We start from the raw sequence: 18,359 nt of genomic DNA on the forward strand, positions 1-18,359 counted from the left end.
TAGAAGCAATTTAATGAGTAGTGCTATCATTTTCAAATAAAAACCCACAACCTATCAGGTTGTGGGTTTTTATTTGAAAATATATTATTAAGATTCGGTGCCGACTAATCCGTAGCTCATTACCGACGGTTCTTTGCCAAACAGGCAAGAGAAGATATTCTGGAATTCATGGATGTATTTGCATCTGATTGAATTTCCATAAATCTTTAATCCGTCAACAATCTTTCTTGAGCTGAGATCAATATCATATTTGATAAAAGATTCAGGTCTTTCATATCTGATGCGCTGATCAGAACTGTAGGTTCTGGAAAAGCCGAATTTTTCCAGCCAATCTTCAGTAATCTGGATCGGCTTGATAACTGTTGCCGGAACAGAAAAACTGTGGATGTCATTTTCAATCTTCACAAAATAGTCTCTTTCATTATCCTGAAAAATTTCAGTGATATTATAGATCTGATTTTTGTATTCTACTAAATTTTTTATTTTTAGATCTGCAACGTTCATAATATTTTGTGTGTTAAGTTAGTATTGGGTAAATTGTGATATTATGTTAATTACAAATTCCATGCCTTATGGCATGAATACTACCTAAACAATTATTAAAAATAAAAATGTATGTGATTTAGTGAGTTGAATATCAATGATTTTTCATCATATTTTATTGTCATTCATATTATGGAAAGTTAAGTATGTGGTATATAAGAGATTAAATAATGCACTGTTTAATCAAATTCAGGTGACTTAATCCATAAATTACAGGATTAAGGAAACAATTAACAGGGTAAAAATGCGGAATAAATGAGAATTATAAAACGAATGATGATCGAAAATGTTAAAGCATAAACCCGTTTTTGTTTAAGTTATCATTCTTTGATGAGACAAAGCTATATTAATTTATATTTGGAAATATTGATCAAATGATTCTCTGGACCGATGAATGAAATAATCAGCAGATCCGGAGAAAGGAAAAGCTATTGATTCATTAAAAAGGTCATCATCTGCTGTAAGTATTCGTTTTCCCTTACCACTTTATTATATGACTGTCTGGCATATACTGGGGAGATATCATAATTATCAGGCTTAGCATTGATGTCTTCATTTTCAATATAATTCAAATGACGGGTATAATCTTTAATGAGCTTATTGATGGTTTTTCTTTTTATTCTGCACAATGTATTGTTCTTTATCTTTTGTAAAGAATTCAGAATAAAAGATTTGTCCCCGTGGAAGTTAATGACGTTTTTCACAAACGAAAGGTTGTGGCTATCCTGTAATACAGAATGTTCATCTTCAAAAATCATGATCGGTAAAAGTTATAAAATTCAGAAATAGTTTAAAACACTTTATTATAATGATTACTGATCAATTGACGGGAATGGAAAAGGACTTTTGCATGACCTTGATCAGACAGTCCTTCGGTGAAGAAAAGTGTGTTAACATGATATACTATTTTAATGATTGGTGCGTAAATTTTAAACAGATAAGCCTGTTTTCGGTTAAATTTTCTAATTCAAATATCTAACCAAATAATTAATAATATTAAAAATAATAAATATATGTATTAAAATGCTATAAAAATGTAATATATTTTCAATAGGTCAAGGTGTAATGTTTTATTCTTTGTGGTATTATCAGATTGCTGATTGTATTTAAGAACTAATGGATCAAGGCGGGTGAAATGATTGAGCTGAGTATGAATGATGGCTGAAGGGTTTCTCAAAAATTGCCTGAGCTTTCAATATTTTTAAAATCAGATAGGATTGTCCCTAAAATAAAAAAGCCCCACGCTGGGTGAGGCAAAATGATAATTATTGAACGATTCTCATGGGTTATTTGTTGTTTTCAAGCCATTTCAGCCGGCGTTCGTCGGGCAGGTGCTTTACCTTAAAATTTTCGAATATCGCCTGAAAGCCGTTTCCGTCCGGGCAGGCAGCCATAATACCTACCATTACGGGAGAGTTATCCTGTAAATGCGCGTTGCGCATCATCACATAGTTTTTATCGTCAAACGAATAAAATATTTCAACTGCATCAAGCTTTCTCACGGCTTTTATCCATACTGAAGAAGGAGTTTTATCTAAAGCAATCACGCTCCAGTCACTGGTGGCATGGGTAACTACCGTACTCAGATTATATTTTCCGTCTACAAATTCAACTCCTGCTTTTATATAATTTTCTTTGTCTATTCTCAGCATCAGGCCCATCTGGTCAAACCGGGTTTTGTAATTTCCCGTTATTTTTACCTTGGCTTCAAATTCCCCTCCATACGTAGTATAAAGAAACGGTGCATCATCTACCGTAAAGCCGTAGTGCGAAATTCTCCAGTAATCGCTCTGGGGCGTGACAAACATTGTTAATTTATCATTTTTGATTTCCCATTTCTCCGGTTCATTGAACCACGTCATTTTTTCCAATGTCTGTGCCATGCTTTTATTGATTATGCCTAGCGCACAGAAACTTAAAAATATTCTTTTCATTATTCTTGTCTAATAGATACACTGCGTGTAATTATTGTTATTTTAGCAAATGTATAACTAAAAGCAAATGTTGTCCAATACTGATAAATAACCATTTTATGACTATTGTAGAAACACTGAACAAAACGCTTCTGAAGAGCCAGGGACAGAATAAAACCTGTCTGATGGATTGCGAAGTGTATAAAAATATTGCTGTGGCTTATACTCGGACAGAGAATTCAATAGCCGTATTAAGTGATATGCAGATGAATAAAAGTTACGTCTTTCATTCAAAAACAGCTTCTGAATTAGGAATGGTATTTCCGGCAAACCCTACCGTTATCAATTCTATCTGGGAAGAAGAAATTCTGAAAAAAATTCACCCGGATGACAGGATGAAAAAATATGTTCATGAACTCAGGTTCTTTAGGCTTCTGGAAAGTACGGAACAGGAAGAACGTTCGGATTTTTGTGTCGTTTCAAAAATGAGGCTGCAGGGAAAAAATGAAATTTATCAATGGATCAGGCACCGGATGTTTTACTTCTATTCCCCTTATACCCATAAACTGAGGTTTGCCCTGTGCCTGTATGACAGAGCAGCAGATCGAAATAAAGGGCCATCACCGGAGTTTTTAATTATCAATGCGGTAAAGGGAGAAGTGGTTTCAGAGGATAAATTTAATTATGAAAATATTCTTTCCCGGAGGGAACTGGAAATACTGCAATACATAGGGCAGGGTTTTATCAGTAAAGAAATTGCCGGCTTTCTTTCCATCAGCATTAATACCGTCAGCAGGCACCGCCAGAACATTCTGAAAAAACTGAAGGTAAAAAATTCTGTTGAGGCATTTAACGGAATCTTGTCAAAACAATGATTTGATGTATAATAAGTAATAAATCAATAGGTTATGAAATATAATTTTGAATTATTAATTAATAAAGTGTGTTTATGTTATGAATATATAATGTATTTAAGATAATTTACAAAAAAAATCATACACATAATGGTGTATCAGGGGTTTTTCTCTTAAAATTATTCTATATTTGTTATACTAACAACTAACAAATTAAGGATGAAAATCAACTTCTCAACAGCAACATTTAAGGATTTTGAGAATATTCCGGGCTTCGATATGATGGAGCGTGCGGATATTTATTATGACTTTCTGGAATATATGAAATTAAACGGGCGCCACCATTACAGGCTGCAGAATAAAACAGGCTGCCATTCAGTAATGCATGTGGGTACAGAAAATATAACGAAAGAATTTATCAGTTTTGTCACAAGCGATTATCTGGGATTCACCCAGCATCCTAAAGTAAAACGTGCAGCGATTGAAGGCGTTGAAAAATTCGGGACGGGTACAGCCGCCACTCCGCTGATCGGCGGATATTATTCCTATCATAATGACCTTGAAGAAAAAATAGCTTCTTTTTTCGGCCGGACCAAGGATGAAGCCGTCATATTTACAACAGGATATACCGCCAACAGTGCCACATTGCAGATTCTGCTGCAGAAAGAAGATATTGCCATCTTAGATATGTCCGTTCATGCAAGTGTTTATGAAGGATGTATTCTGACCAACAGAAAAACTTTTCCGCATAATAACCTCAATGCCCTGGAGCAGATTCTAAAAGCTTCCGAAAATCAGTACCGCACAAAGCTTGTGGTGATTGACGGGGTTTATTCTCAGGATGGAGATGTTGCCCCTGTAGAAGAAATTTATAAGCTTGTAAAAAAATACAATGCTTATTTAATGGTGGATGATGTCCATGGAGTCGGTATTTTAGGAAAAACGGGAAGGGGTACCCTTGAAGATCCGGGACTGCTTGATAAAATTGATATTATCACCGGGACATTCAGCAAGACATTTGGTAATCTGGGCGGCTATGTAATCACCAATGAAAAACTGGCCGAATTTATAAGGTTCCAGTCACGTCAGCAGATTTTTTCTGCGACCACTCCTCCCGGTTCTGCAACGGGTATTATCAAGGCCATTGAACTGATCGACGAAGAACCGCAATGGCGTACGAAGCTGTGGGAAAATATCAGCTATTTCAGAAAAGGCTTAAATGACATGGGACTCGATACCGGAACCACCTGCTCTGCCGTGGTACCGGTGAAGATCGGGGATCCGCATATTACAGGTGATGTAGGAAAAATGCTTCTGGAACAAGGTATTTACGCCAACCCTATTATTTATCCTGCCGTAGCCAGAAAAAACGCCCGGATCCGGATGAGTTTAACGGCAACTCATGAACGGGAACATCTTGATAAAACCCTCAATGCATTTGACGATATCAATAAAAAGTTGCATATTGCGAAAAAATAATTTACAATGCCTAGAAAAGTTGTACAGGGACCAATAAGGGATAAAGAAAAAACCAAACAAAAGCTGCTTGCAGCAGTAGGAAAAATTTTAAAAACCAGAGGGTATTCAGGATTAAAAGTAAGCAAAATAGCGGCTGTAGCAGGATTTGATAAAAAGCTGATTTATGAGTATTTCGGAAGTACCGAGAAACTTATAGATGAATATATAAGATCTCAGGATTACTGGAGCAAAATGAGCCAGGGCAATATTGAGGTTGATACGTCAGACGGAGGGAAAGAATTGTCAAAAATGGCAATTTTAAATCAGTATGAGCAGGTTAAAAGAAATAAAGAGCTTCAGAAAATTATTCTCTGGGGGCTTTCGGAAAGCAAACCTATTCTGAAAAAAGTAGCCGATGAAAGAGAAGAGGTAGGAGAAATGCTTTTTACCAACATTATTGATCCGCATTTTAAAGAAAAGTCGACAAGGTACCGTGCCATCGCTGCGCTTCTTGTTTCAGGATCATATTACCTGAACCTTTATACGGGACACAACGCCAGTAAATTCTGTGGCATTGACCTGAAAACCGATGAAGGCAGAAAAGAAATTGAAAAAGCAATTGTTGAAATTATTGATTTTGCTTACGAAGAAAAATAAGATAAAAATTTTCCCATTGACCAATAATAAGTTTTGTGGATAATTTGAAAACTTTTCATTTTCAGATTAGAACTATATTTCTTACTTTTGGCCAATGGAAAATTTTATCGTATCTGCAAGAAAGTATCGTCCACAGGAGTTTGACACTGTTGTCGGACAATCGCATATTACAGATACTTTAGAACATGCGATCGAAGAAAATCAGCTGGCCCAGGCTCTGTTGTTTTGCGGTCCGAGAGGGGTGGGGAAGACGACCTGCGCCAGAATCCTGGCAAGAAAGATCAACGAAAAAGACGGATCCGTCTCAGAAGATGGTTTTGCCTATAATATTTATGAACTGGATGCAGCTTCCAACAACTCGGTAGACGATATCAGGGAACTGATTGACCAGGTACGGTTTGCTCCTCAGGTCGGGACTTATAAAGTGTATATCATTGATGAGGTCCATATGCTTTCTTCCGCTGCCTTCAATGCTTTCCTTAAAACCCTTGAAGAACCGCCGGCCCATGCCATCTTTATTCTGGCAACCACTGAAAAACACAAGATCATTCCTACGATCTTATCCCGCTGCCAGATTTATGACTTTAAAAGGATTACCATTGAAAGTATCCAGGGGCATCTGAAAACGATTGCCCAAAAAGAACAGATCCGGTATGAGGACGATGCGCTGTATCTGATTGCCCAGAAAGCCGATGGTGCCCTGAGGGATGCCCTGTCAATTTTTGACAGGCTGTCTACTTTTTCCCAAAAAAATATTACGCTCGAAAAAGCAGCAGAAGTGCTGAATATTCTGGACTATGACCAGTATCTGAAAATTGTAGATTCCGCAAAGGAAAATAAAATTCCTGATGTACTTTTTGCATTTAACGATATCGTAAAAAAAGGCTTTGATGCCCATATTTTTATTGCCGGGCTGGGGAATCATTTCAGGGACCTGATGATGGCCCAGAATCCTTCCACCATTGATTTAATTGAAGTCGGGGAACAGACCAAAGCCAAATTTGTCCAGCAGGCCCGGAACTGGAATGCCCAACAATTAATTGATGCTATTGAAATCTGCAACCATGCAGACATCAATTATAAAAACTCTAAGAACCCGAGGCTTACGGTAGAGATTGCATTGATGCAGCTGGCTTCGCTGACTTCCCATTCAGACGCTTCTAAAAAAAAAAGTTCATAATATTATCTCCCACAGTAAATGACAGCGGAGAAGTAAAAATTATAGCAAAACCAGAGGAGAAAAAGCCGGAAACCATTCAGGAGAAACCAGCGGAAATCCAGAATATCCCTGCAGAAGCGGAATTAAAAAAAACGACAAAGCCTTTGTCCAGGCAGGCAATTTCTTCAGGCTTTAGTATCAACGCTTTTATAAGTAAAGAAGACCAGCCCCGGCATGAGGAGGCCCAGCCTGTTAAAGCTGAAAATCTTCCCCAGAACCACTTTACCGAAACAGACCTTCAGATGGAATGGAACCTATTCCTGAAACAGATCCAGAAAAAGAATGCCATTGTTTTCAATGCAGTGAAAACATTCAAAATGATAAAGTCTGATGAGCATCAGATTACGGTAATGTTTCCGTCAGATTCAGCCAAATCTGAATTCGATAAAGTAAGCAGAGAGTTTTTCAATCATTTTAAAACAAAGGTTCATAACTTCTCTATTGAAATATTGTATAAAAGAGACATGGAAAACCTTAAGATAGAAGTGATGACGAAAAGAAAGGTTTTTGAAAAATTTGCAGAAAAAAATCCATTGCTTAAAGATCTTGATGACTTGATGAGATTTGATTTAACGTAACTTTTTAATTCAGGAATTGGATTAAAGTCTTTATTACATAAGCGTTGTTTCATCTTCATATGCGGGCTTCGGATCATGTTTTCAACAGATCAACCTATTTAAATTTATCCGGAAAATTACTTTATTAAATAAATTTTATATATTTGTCGGATAATTAATTGTCCGAAAATCATTTCCGGCACAACAAAATAAAACAGAAAAGCTGAAATCAGACGATCTATAATGGGAAATATAGTAAAACCATTGATGTCCAATTTTCAACCCGCTTATTTTTTAAGCGGTTATTTTAGCATTTCGTTTACCTATTTTAGAAATTTCAGGAATCATTATCAATTGTATTTTTGGTATTGCTAACTGAATTTCTTTCCAAAAAATAAACAGGAATAACCGGATCCTTCCCATTCCTGCCTCCTTAATAATAATTTTAACGGCATTTTTTTGAAAAGAATTATAAAGTCCTTTTATAATGCCGTTGCTATGGATATAAACAAACAGAAAAAAATAATGGATTTAAAAGAATTAAAGAACGACTGGATCAATGAGTTTTCACAGCCATTGATGATCGCCGGACCATGCAGTGCAGAAAGTGAATCCCAGATGCTGGAAACGGCGAAACGAATCAGGGAGACCCATGCGGATGTTCCGATTTTCCGTGCCGGAATCTGGAAGCCCCGTACAAAACCCAACGGATTTGAAGGGGTAGGGGTTATCGGTTTAAACTGGCTGAAAAAAGTAAAAGAAGAATACGGATTCAAAACCGCTACGGAAGTCGCCAACGCGCATCATGTCTTTGCGGCACTGGAAGCCGATGTGGATATCCTCTGGATCGGGGCACGCTCTACAGTAAACCCTTTTACCGTTCAGGAAATTGCCATGGCTTTGAAAGGAACGGATAAGCCTGTCTTGGTTAAAAACCCTGTAAATCCCGATCTCGCTTTATGGATCGGAGCTTTGGAAAGGCTGTTGGGGCAGGATATTAAAAAGCTGGGGGTGATCCACAGGGGATTCTCAACGTACCAGAAGACCAAATACAGAAACAATCCGAACTGGCAGATTGCTCTGGATTTTAAAAGTCAGTTTCCGAATATTCCCATGCTGGTGGATCCCTCTCATATCTGTGGAAACAGGACGGGTCTTGCAGATATCACACAGGAAGCCCTGAATGTAGGATATCAGGGAGCCATGATCGAAACCCACAGCAATCCTGATGAAGCGTGGAGCGATGCTGCCCAGCAGATTACACCGGAAGTCCTGGCCACATTAATCAGTAACCTGAAGGTAAGAAGTACCGATATGGCTGGCTTCGAAGGGGATATGGGAAGACACCGGACATTGATTTCTGACATTGATTTCCAACTGATTGAACTTCTTTCCCAGAGGATGAAGATTTCAGAGAGAATCGGCAAGCTTAAAAAGGAGAATGATATTGCGATCTTCCAGCCTGAACGTTGGAAAGTAATCCGTGAGTATGCCGACCAAAAAGCCGGGGAAACCGGAATGTCCAAAGAATTTATTGAAAAGGTCTTCAAAACCATTCACGAAGAGTCTATTGAAGTTCAGAATAATATCATGATTGACAGATAAAGGGTAAACTTATCGTCAGAAGATTTCAGGGCTTGGAAGTAAGGTGTTTTTACCCTTATTTCTAAGCCCTAATTTCTTATATTTGTATGATCTTACGATATGAAAGGAAAAGTCATTAAATCAACGGGAAGCTGGTACCAGGTTTTGGATTCGGAATCCGGTAAAGTTTTTGAAGCAAGAATTCGCGGAAAATTTAAATTAATTAAAACCAGACTGACGAATCCGCTTGCTGTTGGAGATTTTGTGGAATTTCAGCTTGAACAGGACGATGTCGCCTGGATCACAAAAATTGAACCGCGGCGGAATTATCTGATCAGGAAATCGGTAAACCTTTCAAAAGAAGCACACATTATCGCCTCCAATATTGATCTGGCGTGTTTTATTTTCACCTTAAAACATCCTGAAACTTCACTTGGTTTTTTAGACCGGTTCCTGGCGTGCTGTGAAGCCTATACTATTAAACCTGTCATTCTGTTCAATAAGATGGATGTCCTGAACGAAGAAGAAATTGAAATCGTGAAAGACATCCAATTCCTGTATGGTGAAATAGGCTATGGCTCTTTGGAAATTTCTTCCTATTCAAGATTAAACCTGGAGCAGCTGCAGAATGTTGTTAAAGATAAAACTTCTGTATTTTTCGGACATTCCGGTTGCGGGAAATCTACGTTGGTCAATGCTTTGCAACCCGGTCTTAACCTGAAAACTTCTGAAATTTCGGACACTCATCTGAAGGGGAAGCACACCACTACTTTTGCACAGATGCACTTCTGGGATTTCGGCGGAAACGTTATCGATACGCCCGGCGTACGGGAATTTGCCATGATTGATATCCAAAAGGAAGAAGTGCAGCACTATTTCCCGGAAATTTTCAAAAAAAGAAAAGAATGCAAGTTCCATAACTGCATGCACATCAATGAACCGAAATGTGCCGTATTAGATGCTTTGGAAACAGGCGATATTCAACAGTCGAGATATGCTACCTATATAAAACTGATGGAAGAAGCAGAAGAATCCAACGTGCAGAAATAACCTTCAACTTTGTATTTAATATATATTATTCGGAATAAGGATTGAAATGAGCGTAATGATAAACAAGGATTTATACATTACTCGAAACTGTTCCATATATAAGTACGCGATGCACAGGAAATATCTGTATTTTCCTGCTGGATGAAATGTATTTGTTTCTCCTATTCTGCGTATTAGAAAATACCTTTTGTCTGCCTTTGTAGTGTAAGAAAATTGATTTTCTACTTCTTCAATTCTTATTCAAGTTATTTTAATATACTCCACATTTTTCATGAACAATGATTATTGTATTCAGGTATTGATTAAAATTAAAGAAATATATGCATAAAAAAACCCAGCCGAGGCTGGGTAAAAACTAATAACCATGAAAACTCAAATTAAACATGAGAATCGGAATAATAGCAACAAATATTATGCCAAATAATATGTTAACATTTGTTAATAATAGTTATTATGTGTTAAAAATATTTTAAATTACAGGAAAGGATTTTTTTTGTATTTTTGCGCCATTAAAAATATATATATTTATGTCTAACATTACGTTCACTATGATTAAGCCTGATGCGGTTGCAGACGGACATATCGGTGCTATATTAGGAAAGATCTCAGAAGGAGGATTCAAAATCAAAGCTTTAAAACTGACTCAGATTACCGTAGCTGATGCGAAAAAATTCTATGAAGTTCATGCAGAAAGACCATTCTACGGAGAATTGGTTGAATTCATGAGTTCAGGACCAATCGTAGCAGCAGTTTTAGAAAAAGACAATGCTGTAGAAGATTTCAGAACCTTGATCGGTTCTACCAATCCTGCAGAAGCTGCAGAAGGTACCATCAGAAAAATGTTTGCAAGAAGCATCGGAGAAAATGCCGTTCACGGTTCGGATTCTGATGAAAATGCACTTATTGAAGCTCAATTCCATTTTTCAGGAAGAGAAATTTTCTAATTAAGAATTTCTTATTGACCATAAAAATCCAGATGCATTCTGGATTTTTTTATTTATATCTGTTAATTATTCATATCTTTAAAATTGATTAATAATTTTATCATTAATGTTAATTATTATCCAGTGAGGTTTTAATAATCGATCAATGGAATAATTATTGTACCATTTTAATAAATACTATCATATGAAAATCCCGGCATTGATTATGGCAAGTCTGCTGACAGTAGCGGTAACTGCTCAGACCACAAAGCCTGTTGTAAAAACAACCAAGAAAACCGTGAAAAAAACCGGTAAAGTCAAGACTACTAAAGTAAATCATATCCAACCGATCGCTAAAAAGGATACTGTTATCAGGAGCCATGGATATTGTCCGGCCTGCGGAATGGGGTAATGAATGATAAACCTTTATTAGGCCTATCCATGATGGCAGATGCAGATTTTGTTTCTGCAGTTATCCCGTTACTGGAAAGCGATGAAATCGATATTCTGGAATGGTCATTCGATACTTCTTATGGTGCTGATGAACCCCAGTGGCTTACTGACCTGCTTAATTTTTATTCTGAAAACAGAAGGCTATTAGGCCATGGCGTTTATTATTCATTGTTTGATGCGAAGTGGACTGAACGGCAGGATTATTGGCTTCAGCAACTTAAAATTGAAACTGAAAAGCGCAATTATAATCATATCACCGAACATTTTGGTTTTATGAATACCGAAAACTTCCATCAAGGAGTTCCATTACCTGTACCGCTGCATTCTGAAATCTTAAAGATCGGTAAAGACCGGCTTCTCCGTTTACAGGACGTTGTGGAAATTCCGATCGGAATTGAAAATCTTGCTTTTTCTTTATCTGCTAATGATGTCAGGGAGCAGGGTGATTTTTTATCTCGGTTAATTGAAGATATTGACGGGTTCCTGATCTTGGATCTGCACAATCTCTACTGTCAGGCTCTGAATTTTAATATGGATATTATAGAGCTTGTTAATCTTTATCCATTGGAGAAAGTAAAAGAAATACATCTGTCCGGCGGAAGCTGGGAAAACAGTGTGTATACCAAAAATAAACGTATCCGAAGAGATACCCATGATGAAGCGATTCCGCTGGAATTATTTTCTGTCTTGCCGGAAGTTATGGCACGCTGCCACCATTTACAGTATATTATTATTGAAAGATTAGGACATACCTTAGAAGGCGAATCAGATAAGTTAAATTTCTTTACTGATTATAAAAAAGTAAGAGGGATTATCTATAATTCAAAACGGAAAAAGCCTTCACCTCATCAATGGAGTAAAAAAGACATTGTTCTTGCTGATCCGCTGGAAAATCTTCTTCTCTTTAATGACCAGAAGAATTTAAATAAACTTTTGTTTGATTCTGAAGATCCCGAAAGGATTACAAATTATCCGTTCAATTATTTTAAGACGGAAAACTGGGATTTGGAAATGATCGATACTGCTGTTCAGATTGTTAAGAAATGGAATCCCTATTAAAGTGTTCCTCGCATATAGAATTTAAAAAGAGTATAGTGTACAGGTAAATGCAATATAAACGGGATTACGTAAAAATACAGGTTCTTAAATTCCGTATTTCTACGGATGTGTGGTAGCCGATTTTTTCCCATCTTTACATCAGCATTATAACAGGGAATTTAAGCATTAAAAACCTTCAAAACTAATAACCATTAAGGCTCGGATTTTCAGAAAGAGTAAGGCAGCTATCCATTTAGCTGCCTTTTTATGTGGGATGATAAGTTGAGTTAATGGGAAATTAAATTTTCATTAATTCAATAGTCTTTTCCGGGCTTTCTGCAGAAAAAACGGCATTTCCCGCAACCAGAACATCTGCGCCTGCGTCAAAGAGTTTGGCTGCATTATCAAGGTTTACACCGCCGTCAATTTCAATAAGCGCGGTAGAATTGTTGCTTAGAATTAAATCTTTCGTTTCGGCAATCTTTTTATAGGTGTTTTCAATAAATTTCTGACCTCCGAATCCTGGATTTACACTCATTAACAGGACCAAGTCCAGATCGGCAATAATATCTTCCAGCATCAGCACCGGAGTAGAAGGGTTTAAAACTACGCCTGCTTTTGCACCCAGGCTCTGAATATGGTGTATCGTTCTGTGAAGATGCGTACACGCTTCATAATGAACAGAAATTAAATCTGCACCATTATTGATGAACTCTTCAACATATTTATCAGGTTCTACAATCATCAGATGTACGTCGATAAACTTTCTGGCATGCTGCTGAACGGTTTTCATCACCGGAAATCCAAACGAGATATTGGGGACAAACCTGCCGTCCATCACATCAATATGCAACCAGTCGGCCTGTGAATTGTTAACCATTTCAATATCTCTCTGCAGATTCCCGAAGTCTGCGGCTAATAGGGAAGGAGCAATAAGCTTTGTTTTCATTTTTACTTTTTATAAGATTTAAGATCAGAGAGATCAGATTTCAGACTTAATAATTTACGTTAAAAATTTACATCTGAAATCTGTTATCCGACATCTCATATCTTTAGTGATATTTTAACTTCATTTCCGGCTGGATGCTCAGAAGTGTTTCATAAATAAGTTTAATCACATTTCCCACATCTTCCTTGGAAACCATCTCTACCGTCGTATGCATATAGCGCAAAGGCAGGGAAATAAGGGCACTCGGTACACCGCCGTTTGAATGGGCGAAAGCGTCGGTATCCGTTCCCGTTGCCCGGCTTGCAGCAGCTCTCTGGAAAGGGATTTTTTTGGTTTTTGCGGTATCAATAATCAATTCACGAATTACATGATGTACGCTTGGTGCAAAGAATACGACCGGTCCGTTTCCGCATTTCTGGTCGCCTTCTTTTTTCTTTTCGATCATCGGGGTCGTGGTGTCATGGGTGACATCCGTAACGATGGCAATATTGGGCTTGATCGTATCGGCAATCATATCAGCTCCGTATAAGCCTACTTCTTCCTGAACCGAATTGGTAATGTATAACCCGAACGGAATCGTTTTTTTGTTTTCACTTAAGAGCCTGGCTACTTCGGCAATCATAAACCCACCGATTCTGTTGTCCAGCGCCCGGCAGACAAAATAGCGGTCGTTCATTTCGAAAAACTGATCGGGATACGTGATCATGCAGCCTACATAGATGCCCATATCTTCCACTTCCTTTTTTGAAACCGCTCCGCAATCGATAAAGATATTCTCAATTTTGGGTGTTGGTTCATCCTGATTGTTTCTGGTATGAATGGCAGGCCACCCGAAAACTCCCTTTACAATTCCTTTTTCTCCGTGAATATGCACCACTTTTGAAGGCGCAATGGTCTGGTCGGAGCCTCCGTTCCGGATCACATAAATCAAACCGTCATCCGTGATATAATTCACATACCATGAAATTTCATCGGCATGGGCCTCAATTACAACTTTAAATTCCGCTTCCGGGTTGATGATCCCATAGCAGGTTCCGTAATGATCCACTTCAACGGCATCAACATACGGTCTGATATAATCCATCCATACTTTCTGACCTTCATGTTCATAGCCGGTTGGAGATGAAGTATTTAGATAATTTTCTAAAAATTTCAAAGATTTCTTATCAAATTTCATAAAAAAGGAATGATTTTTGCGTTTAATTTTCGTTATAATAGGTGTAAAAATAATGAAATTTAACAAGATTATAGTTCTTTTTCTTTTCTTTTTGGGAGTAGGCGTTTTCGGTCAGAATGATTCTGTGATTGCTGTTCCGTTGAGCCAGTACCCGCAGGAATTGCTGAAAACGGATGAGTTCGGAAAAAAGTATTATTACGACGAACGGCAGAAGATGAAGGTATATGAGATTAACGGGGAAACCGTAATCGTGATGGATGAGCTGGTTTTAGTCAATAAACCGAAATTCAATAACCAGCTTGACAGAAACTACTACTATTTCCTTAATAAAAAGCTGTATAGGGTATATCCTTTATTTGTCACTGCCCTTCAGCAATATAGGGATATTCAGAAGGATATGACCGATCTGGACAGCAAAGCAAAGAGGAAATATGTGAAAGACAGACAGAATATGTTGGCCGATCAGTATGAAAAACAGTTAAGGGACCTTACCACAACGGAAGGCCAGGTCTTTGCAAAACTGATGAACCGGGCAACCGGAAAAAACGTTTATGAAATCATTAAAGAGCTCCGAGGCGGATGGAGTGCTTTCTGGTGGAATGTGAAAGGAAAAATGGCCGATATCGACCTTAAAGATAAATATGATCCGCATGCCAACAGAACTGATGAGTATCTGGAATCATTGTTACAGTCTAACTGGAATTCCGGATATCTGCAGCCTTATCCGGGAGCAAAGGACTTTAAAATTTACAAATGATATTCATATAAAAAATTCCTGTAAACTTCGGTTTACAGGAATTTTTCTTTCAGTTTATCAAAGACGATCTTATCGACTGGCAGGGAAAAAGGATTGTCAGGCCTGCTGATCTCTACCCATTCCGTTCTTTCAATACAGGGATCAAGGATCAGGAAATCTTCTTCATTGACAATATTGACCATATAATAAATGGTAAGCAGCTGTTCATTTTCCCTGAAACGGGAAACCAGAAAATCTTCCTGGGTATACAGATGTTCCACAACTTCAATTTTTACATTCAGCTCTTCATCGAATTCACGGTGTAAACAATCCGTTACGCCTTCACCATATTCCAGTCCGCCACCCGGAAATTTCATTAAAGGTTCACCGGCATATTCTTCAAATAAGGTCAGGACTTTTCGATCCTTTACAGCACAGGCATACACCCTGACGTTGATCTTATCTATCATATAATATATTTTGTAAAGCTAATGTAAGGAATTTTTGCTGAAAAATGGATGGATGCCTGAAGATGGATGATTGAAGTTTTACTCCTAATTTTTTAAAATGCAAAATCCTAAGTTTCGTCTTCCATCATTCAATTATAGCTTCACCGCATTGATCATTTCCCTTTTTCCGGGCGGTCCCTGTTTTTTCTCTACCTTAAAATCAAGTTCCTGAAGGATTCTTCGGACACTTCCTTTGGATGAGTAGGTAGTTAACAGTCCGTTAACCGCCATTTTATCCGATACCATCTCAAACAAAGGCTTTTCCCAAAGGTCCGGCTGTACCCGTGCGCCGAAACAGTCATAATACACCAGATTGATTTTGGGTAAGTCTATGTTTTTCAGGTCAAAAAAGTCACACTGTATTTTTTTAAGATGGAAACCGTTAATAATTTCTACTGGTTTTTCCCAATCTGCCTGATGAATTTTTTGATAAATATTTTTGAACTCAGGGTTGTCAAAAAGCTCAAAATAAGCAAGACCATTCATTTCAGATTCATTTATGGGATATTTTTCAAGGGAAAAATAGTTAATGATATGATTTTTGTCAGTTTTTAAATATTCATTAATTGTTACCAAAACGTTCAGACCTGTTCCAAAACCGAGTTCTAAAATATTAATTTCGTAATCATGAATAAGAATAAGTCCATTTTTAATAAACACATGTTCAGCTTCTTGGAGGGCCCCGTGGTGAGAATGGTAGTTTTCATTTAAGTCATTGATAAACAATGTTTTACTGCCGTCATTTGTGGTCTTAATTTCTCTTTTCAAGCTATTTTTTTACAAATTTACTCTAAAATTTTTATATTTAGAAAATTATATTAAATTTGTGGAACATCATAAAAAATTTTAGAAATGATAATTCAAAAAACTGAAAACTCCAGAATTTCTACATTCGACCCGCACAATTTTTCTTTCGGAAATACTTTCATAGATCATATGATCATCTGTGAGTATGAAGACGGGAAATGGGGAGATGTAAAATTGGTTCCTTACGGTCCTTTAGCATTTACGCCTGCCATGATGGGGGTAAATTACGGACAGGCTTGTTTTGAAGGTATGAAAGCCTATAAAGACAAAGACGGACAGGTTTTCCTTTTCAGGCCCGAAAAGAATTTTGAACGTATCAATAAATCAGCTAAGCGTCTTGCGATGCCTGAAGTAACTGAAGAAATATTTTTAGGCGGACTTAAAGCTCTGGTTGATATGGACAGAGAATGGATTCCTCAGGGAGAAGGCAATTCTTTATATATCAGACCGCTGATTTTCGCAACGGAGGAGGCTTTGAAAGCCAGGGTTGCCAATAAATATATGTTTGCCATTGTTGCCACACCGGCAAAAAGCTATTATACAGAACCTGTTTCCGTAAAAATTTCAGACCACTATTCAAGAGCAGCCAGCGGTGGCGTAGGGTCTGCCAAAGCTGCAGGAAATTATGCTGCTTCTTTCTACCCGACACAGTTGGCAATTGAAGAAGGATACGAGCAGATCATCTGGACGGATGACGCTACCCACGAATATTTCGAGGAAAGCGGAACCATGAACGTTTTCGTAAGAATCAATGATACGATTTATACACCGCCGACTTCCGAGAAGATCCTGGACGGGGTGACCCGGGACAGTTTTATCCAGCTGGCCAACAAAAAAGGAATTGACGTAAAAGTAGAGCCGATCAAAGTAAAAGATGTGGTTGAAGCACAGAGAAACGGTACGCTGAAAGAGGTATGGGGCGTAGGGACAGCCGTAGTCACTACTGTTTTCCAGGCACTGGGATACAACGGTGAAAAACTGGAACTGCCGAGATTATCAGATGAAGAGAGCTATGCGGCTATTCTGAAAAATGACCTGGTTAACCTGCAGACTAACCTTTCTGAAGATCCATTCGGATGGAGAGTAAAAGTTGACCATGTGATGGAAACGGTTTAATGCCAAGCTCCAATTGATATACAGCCGGGAATTTTATGTTCCCGGCTTTTTTATTTTAAGATCAGATTTCTGATTGCGTTATTTATAAAGGAGCGCATTGGAGTAAAAAGTCTCTATAAATACATAGTTTTCAGGCGTCGGAAGACACTTAGAAAACCTCAGATATTCAAAAATATCTTCCAATAAGTTCTTCAAGTTTTGTAATTGTTTCCTGAATTGTGTATTTTCGCAACAGTTTATGAAAAAAATATTCTTCATATCGGTATTGGCGATGGCGGGCTGCAGTAAAAATGCGCAGACCCATCCGCCTGTTGGCGGCGTACTGAGTAGGGACGACCTGAATGTTTCCCGCGAACGGATGAAAAATCTGAATGCCCAGGAACGGATGCAGATTCAGGAATGGATCAGCGGGCAGCCGGTTAAATTCTACCCGACCCAGCTCAATTACTGGGTAGACACGCAGGGTTTTGACCAGAGACAGAGACGGCAGGACAATACGACGATCTCCTATTCTTATGACCTTTATGATTTTGATGAAACCAAAATCTATGATCAGCCCATCCAAAGAAGGGAGGCGAAGTTCGGGCATTTTGATGAATTGAAGGCTGTGGAAGATGCTTTGCGCTTTATCCATGATGGTGAGGAAGTTACGCTTTTGGTTCCTTCCGCTCTGGGATACGGAACCTACGGAGACGAGAAAAAAATAGATAACGATATCCCGTTAATCATAAAATTAAAAGCATTATAATCAATGAAATTGTTTAACAAAAATATAATTCTGGCAGCGGCAAGCATTTCGCTGATGAGTTGTACACC

General features: G+C 37.9%; 20 protein-coding genes. 13 read left to right on the forward strand and 7 right to left on the reverse strand.

Annotated features, from left to right (window positions below):
- Positions 1-87 precede the first annotated feature (87 nt).
- The 3 genes from H561_RS0100485 to H561_RS0100495 all read right to left on the reverse strand — a co-directional run bounded on the left by H561_RS0100485 (position 88) and on the right by H561_RS0100495 (position 2,477).
- The gene (locus H561_RS0100485) at positions 88-504 is read right to left on the reverse strand and encodes a hypothetical protein (RefSeq protein ID WP_027385208.1); all 417 of its coding nucleotides are present in this window, start codon (positions 502-504) and stop codon (positions 88-90) included.
- Positions 505-971: 467 nt separating this feature from the next.
- Positions 972-1,301 carry a hypothetical protein gene (locus H561_RS0100490; RefSeq protein ID WP_027385209.1) on the reverse strand — a complete coding sequence of 110 codons (330 nt, stop codon included), beginning with the start codon at positions 1,299-1,301 and terminating at the stop codon, positions 972-974.
- A gap of 528 nt (positions 1,302-1,829) precedes the next feature.
- Complete coding sequence (locus tag H561_RS0100495; RefSeq protein WP_027385210.1) at positions 1,830-2,477, reverse strand: DUF1349 domain-containing protein; 648 nt, start codon at positions 2,475-2,477, stop codon at positions 1,830-1,832.
- 98 nt (positions 2,478-2,575) lie between these two features.
- On the opposite strand from H561_RS0100495, the gene H561_RS0100500 reads away from it, so the two are divergent.
- From H561_RS0100500 to chrH, 10 genes are all read left to right on the forward strand, one after another.
- Positions 2,576-3,331: a response regulator transcription factor gene (locus H561_RS0100500; protein WP_027385211.1), complete on the forward strand. Its 756-nt coding sequence runs from the start codon at positions 2,576-2,578 to the stop codon at positions 3,329-3,331.
- Between the two features lie 198 nt (positions 3,332-3,529).
- Positions 3,530-4,789 carry an aminotransferase class I/II-fold pyridoxal phosphate-dependent enzyme gene (locus H561_RS0100505; RefSeq protein ID WP_027385212.1) on the forward strand — a complete coding sequence of 420 codons (1,260 nt, stop codon included), beginning with the start codon at positions 3,530-3,532 and terminating at the stop codon, positions 4,787-4,789.
- A gap of 6 nt (positions 4,790-4,795) precedes the next feature.
- Complete coding sequence (locus H561_RS0100510; RefSeq protein WP_027385213.1) at positions 4,796-5,425, forward strand: TetR/AcrR family transcriptional regulator; 630 nt, start codon at positions 4,796-4,798, stop codon at positions 5,423-5,425.
- A gap of 94 nt (positions 5,426-5,519) precedes the next feature.
- Positions 5,520-6,605, forward strand: coding sequence for a DNA polymerase III subunit gamma/tau (gene dnaX, locus H561_RS0100515; RefSeq protein ID WP_027385214.1), 1,086 nt, complete (start codon positions 5,520-5,522; stop codon positions 6,603-6,605).
- A gap of 143 nt (positions 6,606-6,748) precedes the next feature.
- Complete coding sequence (locus H561_RS0100525) at positions 6,749-7,222, forward strand: hypothetical protein (protein ID WP_051349264.1); 474 nt, start codon at positions 6,749-6,751, stop codon at positions 7,220-7,222.
- Positions 7,223-7,726: 504 nt separating this feature from the next.
- A complete protein-coding gene (locus H561_RS0100535) occupies positions 7,727-8,806 on the forward strand; it encodes a chorismate mutase (protein ID WP_027385216.1) in 1,080 nt (359 codons plus the stop codon).
- Positions 8,807-8,905: 99 nt separating this feature from the next.
- Complete coding sequence (gene rsgA, locus H561_RS0100540; protein WP_027385217.1) at positions 8,906-9,835, forward strand: ribosome small subunit-dependent GTPase A; 930 nt, start codon at positions 8,906-8,908, stop codon at positions 9,833-9,835.
- 527 nt (positions 9,836-10,362) lie between these two features.
- The gene (locus H561_RS0100545; RefSeq protein WP_034761023.1) at positions 10,363-10,779 is read left to right on the forward strand and encodes a nucleoside-diphosphate kinase; all 417 of its coding nucleotides are present in this window, start codon (positions 10,363-10,365) and stop codon (positions 10,777-10,779) included.
- 184 nt (positions 10,780-10,963) lie between these two features.
- Positions 10,964-11,170, forward strand: a complete 207-nt coding sequence (gene chrA, locus H561_RS0100550; protein ID WP_027385219.1) for an MNIO class RiPP chryseobasin precursor ChrA — start codon at positions 10,964-10,966, stop codon at positions 11,168-11,170.
- Positions 11,170-12,270, forward strand: a complete 1,101-nt coding sequence (chrH, locus tag H561_RS0100555) for an MNIO family chryseobactin maturase (RefSeq protein ID WP_027385220.1) — start codon at positions 11,170-11,172, stop codon at positions 12,268-12,270. The genes chrA and chrH overlap by 1 nt, the downstream gene beginning before the upstream one ends.
- 277 nt (positions 12,271-12,547) lie before the next feature.
- On the opposite strand, the gene rpe is transcribed toward chrH, so the two are convergent.
- Positions 12,548-13,198: a ribulose-phosphate 3-epimerase gene (gene rpe / locus H561_RS0100560; protein WP_027385221.1), complete on the reverse strand. Its 651-nt coding sequence runs from the start codon at positions 13,196-13,198 to the stop codon at positions 12,548-12,550.
- Positions 13,199-13,301: 103 nt separating this feature from the next.
- A complete protein-coding gene (gene chrP / locus H561_RS0100565; protein WP_027385222.1) occupies positions 13,302-14,375 on the reverse strand; it encodes a chryseobasin maturation metalloprotease ChrP in 1,074 nt (357 codons plus the stop codon).
- A 52-nt stretch (positions 14,376-14,427) separates the two neighbouring features.
- Between chrP and H561_RS0100570 the strand changes: the two genes are divergently transcribed.
- Positions 14,428-15,132 carry a DUF4294 domain-containing protein gene (locus H561_RS0100570; protein WP_027385223.1) on the forward strand — a complete coding sequence of 235 codons (705 nt, stop codon included), beginning with the start codon at positions 14,428-14,430 and terminating at the stop codon, positions 15,130-15,132.
- 32 nt (positions 15,133-15,164) lie between these two features.
- Here H561_RS0100570 and H561_RS0100575 read toward each other — a convergent pair whose 3' ends face one another.
- Both H561_RS0100575 and mnmD read right to left on the reverse strand, forming a co-directional pair.
- Positions 15,165-15,581 carry an NUDIX domain-containing protein gene (locus tag H561_RS0100575; protein WP_027385224.1) on the reverse strand — a complete coding sequence of 139 codons (417 nt, stop codon included), beginning with the start codon at positions 15,579-15,581 and terminating at the stop codon, positions 15,165-15,167.
- A 132-nt stretch (positions 15,582-15,713) separates the two neighbouring features.
- Complete coding sequence (gene mnmD / locus H561_RS0100580) at positions 15,714-16,388, reverse strand: tRNA (5-methylaminomethyl-2-thiouridine)(34)-methyltransferase MnmD (protein ID WP_027385225.1); 675 nt, start codon at positions 16,386-16,388, stop codon at positions 15,714-15,716.
- A gap of 84 nt (positions 16,389-16,472) precedes the next feature.
- On the opposite strand from mnmD, the gene H561_RS0100585 reads away from it, so the two are divergent.
- Entirely contained in the window at positions 16,473-17,543 is a 1,071-nt protein-coding gene (locus H561_RS0100585) for a branched-chain amino acid aminotransferase (protein ID WP_027385226.1), read from the forward strand.
- Positions 17,544-17,781: 238 nt separating this feature from the next.
- Entirely contained in the window at positions 17,782-18,291 is a 510-nt protein-coding gene (locus tag H561_RS0100590; RefSeq protein WP_027385227.1) for an FKBP-type peptidyl-prolyl cis-trans isomerase, read from the forward strand.
- Positions 18,292-18,359: the final 68 nt, after the last annotated feature.

The organism is Chryseobacterium gregarium DSM 19109 (assembly GCF_000430845.1).
Lineage (GTDB): Bacteria > Bacteroidota > Bacteroidia > Flavobacteriales > Weeksellaceae > Chryseobacterium > Chryseobacterium gregarium.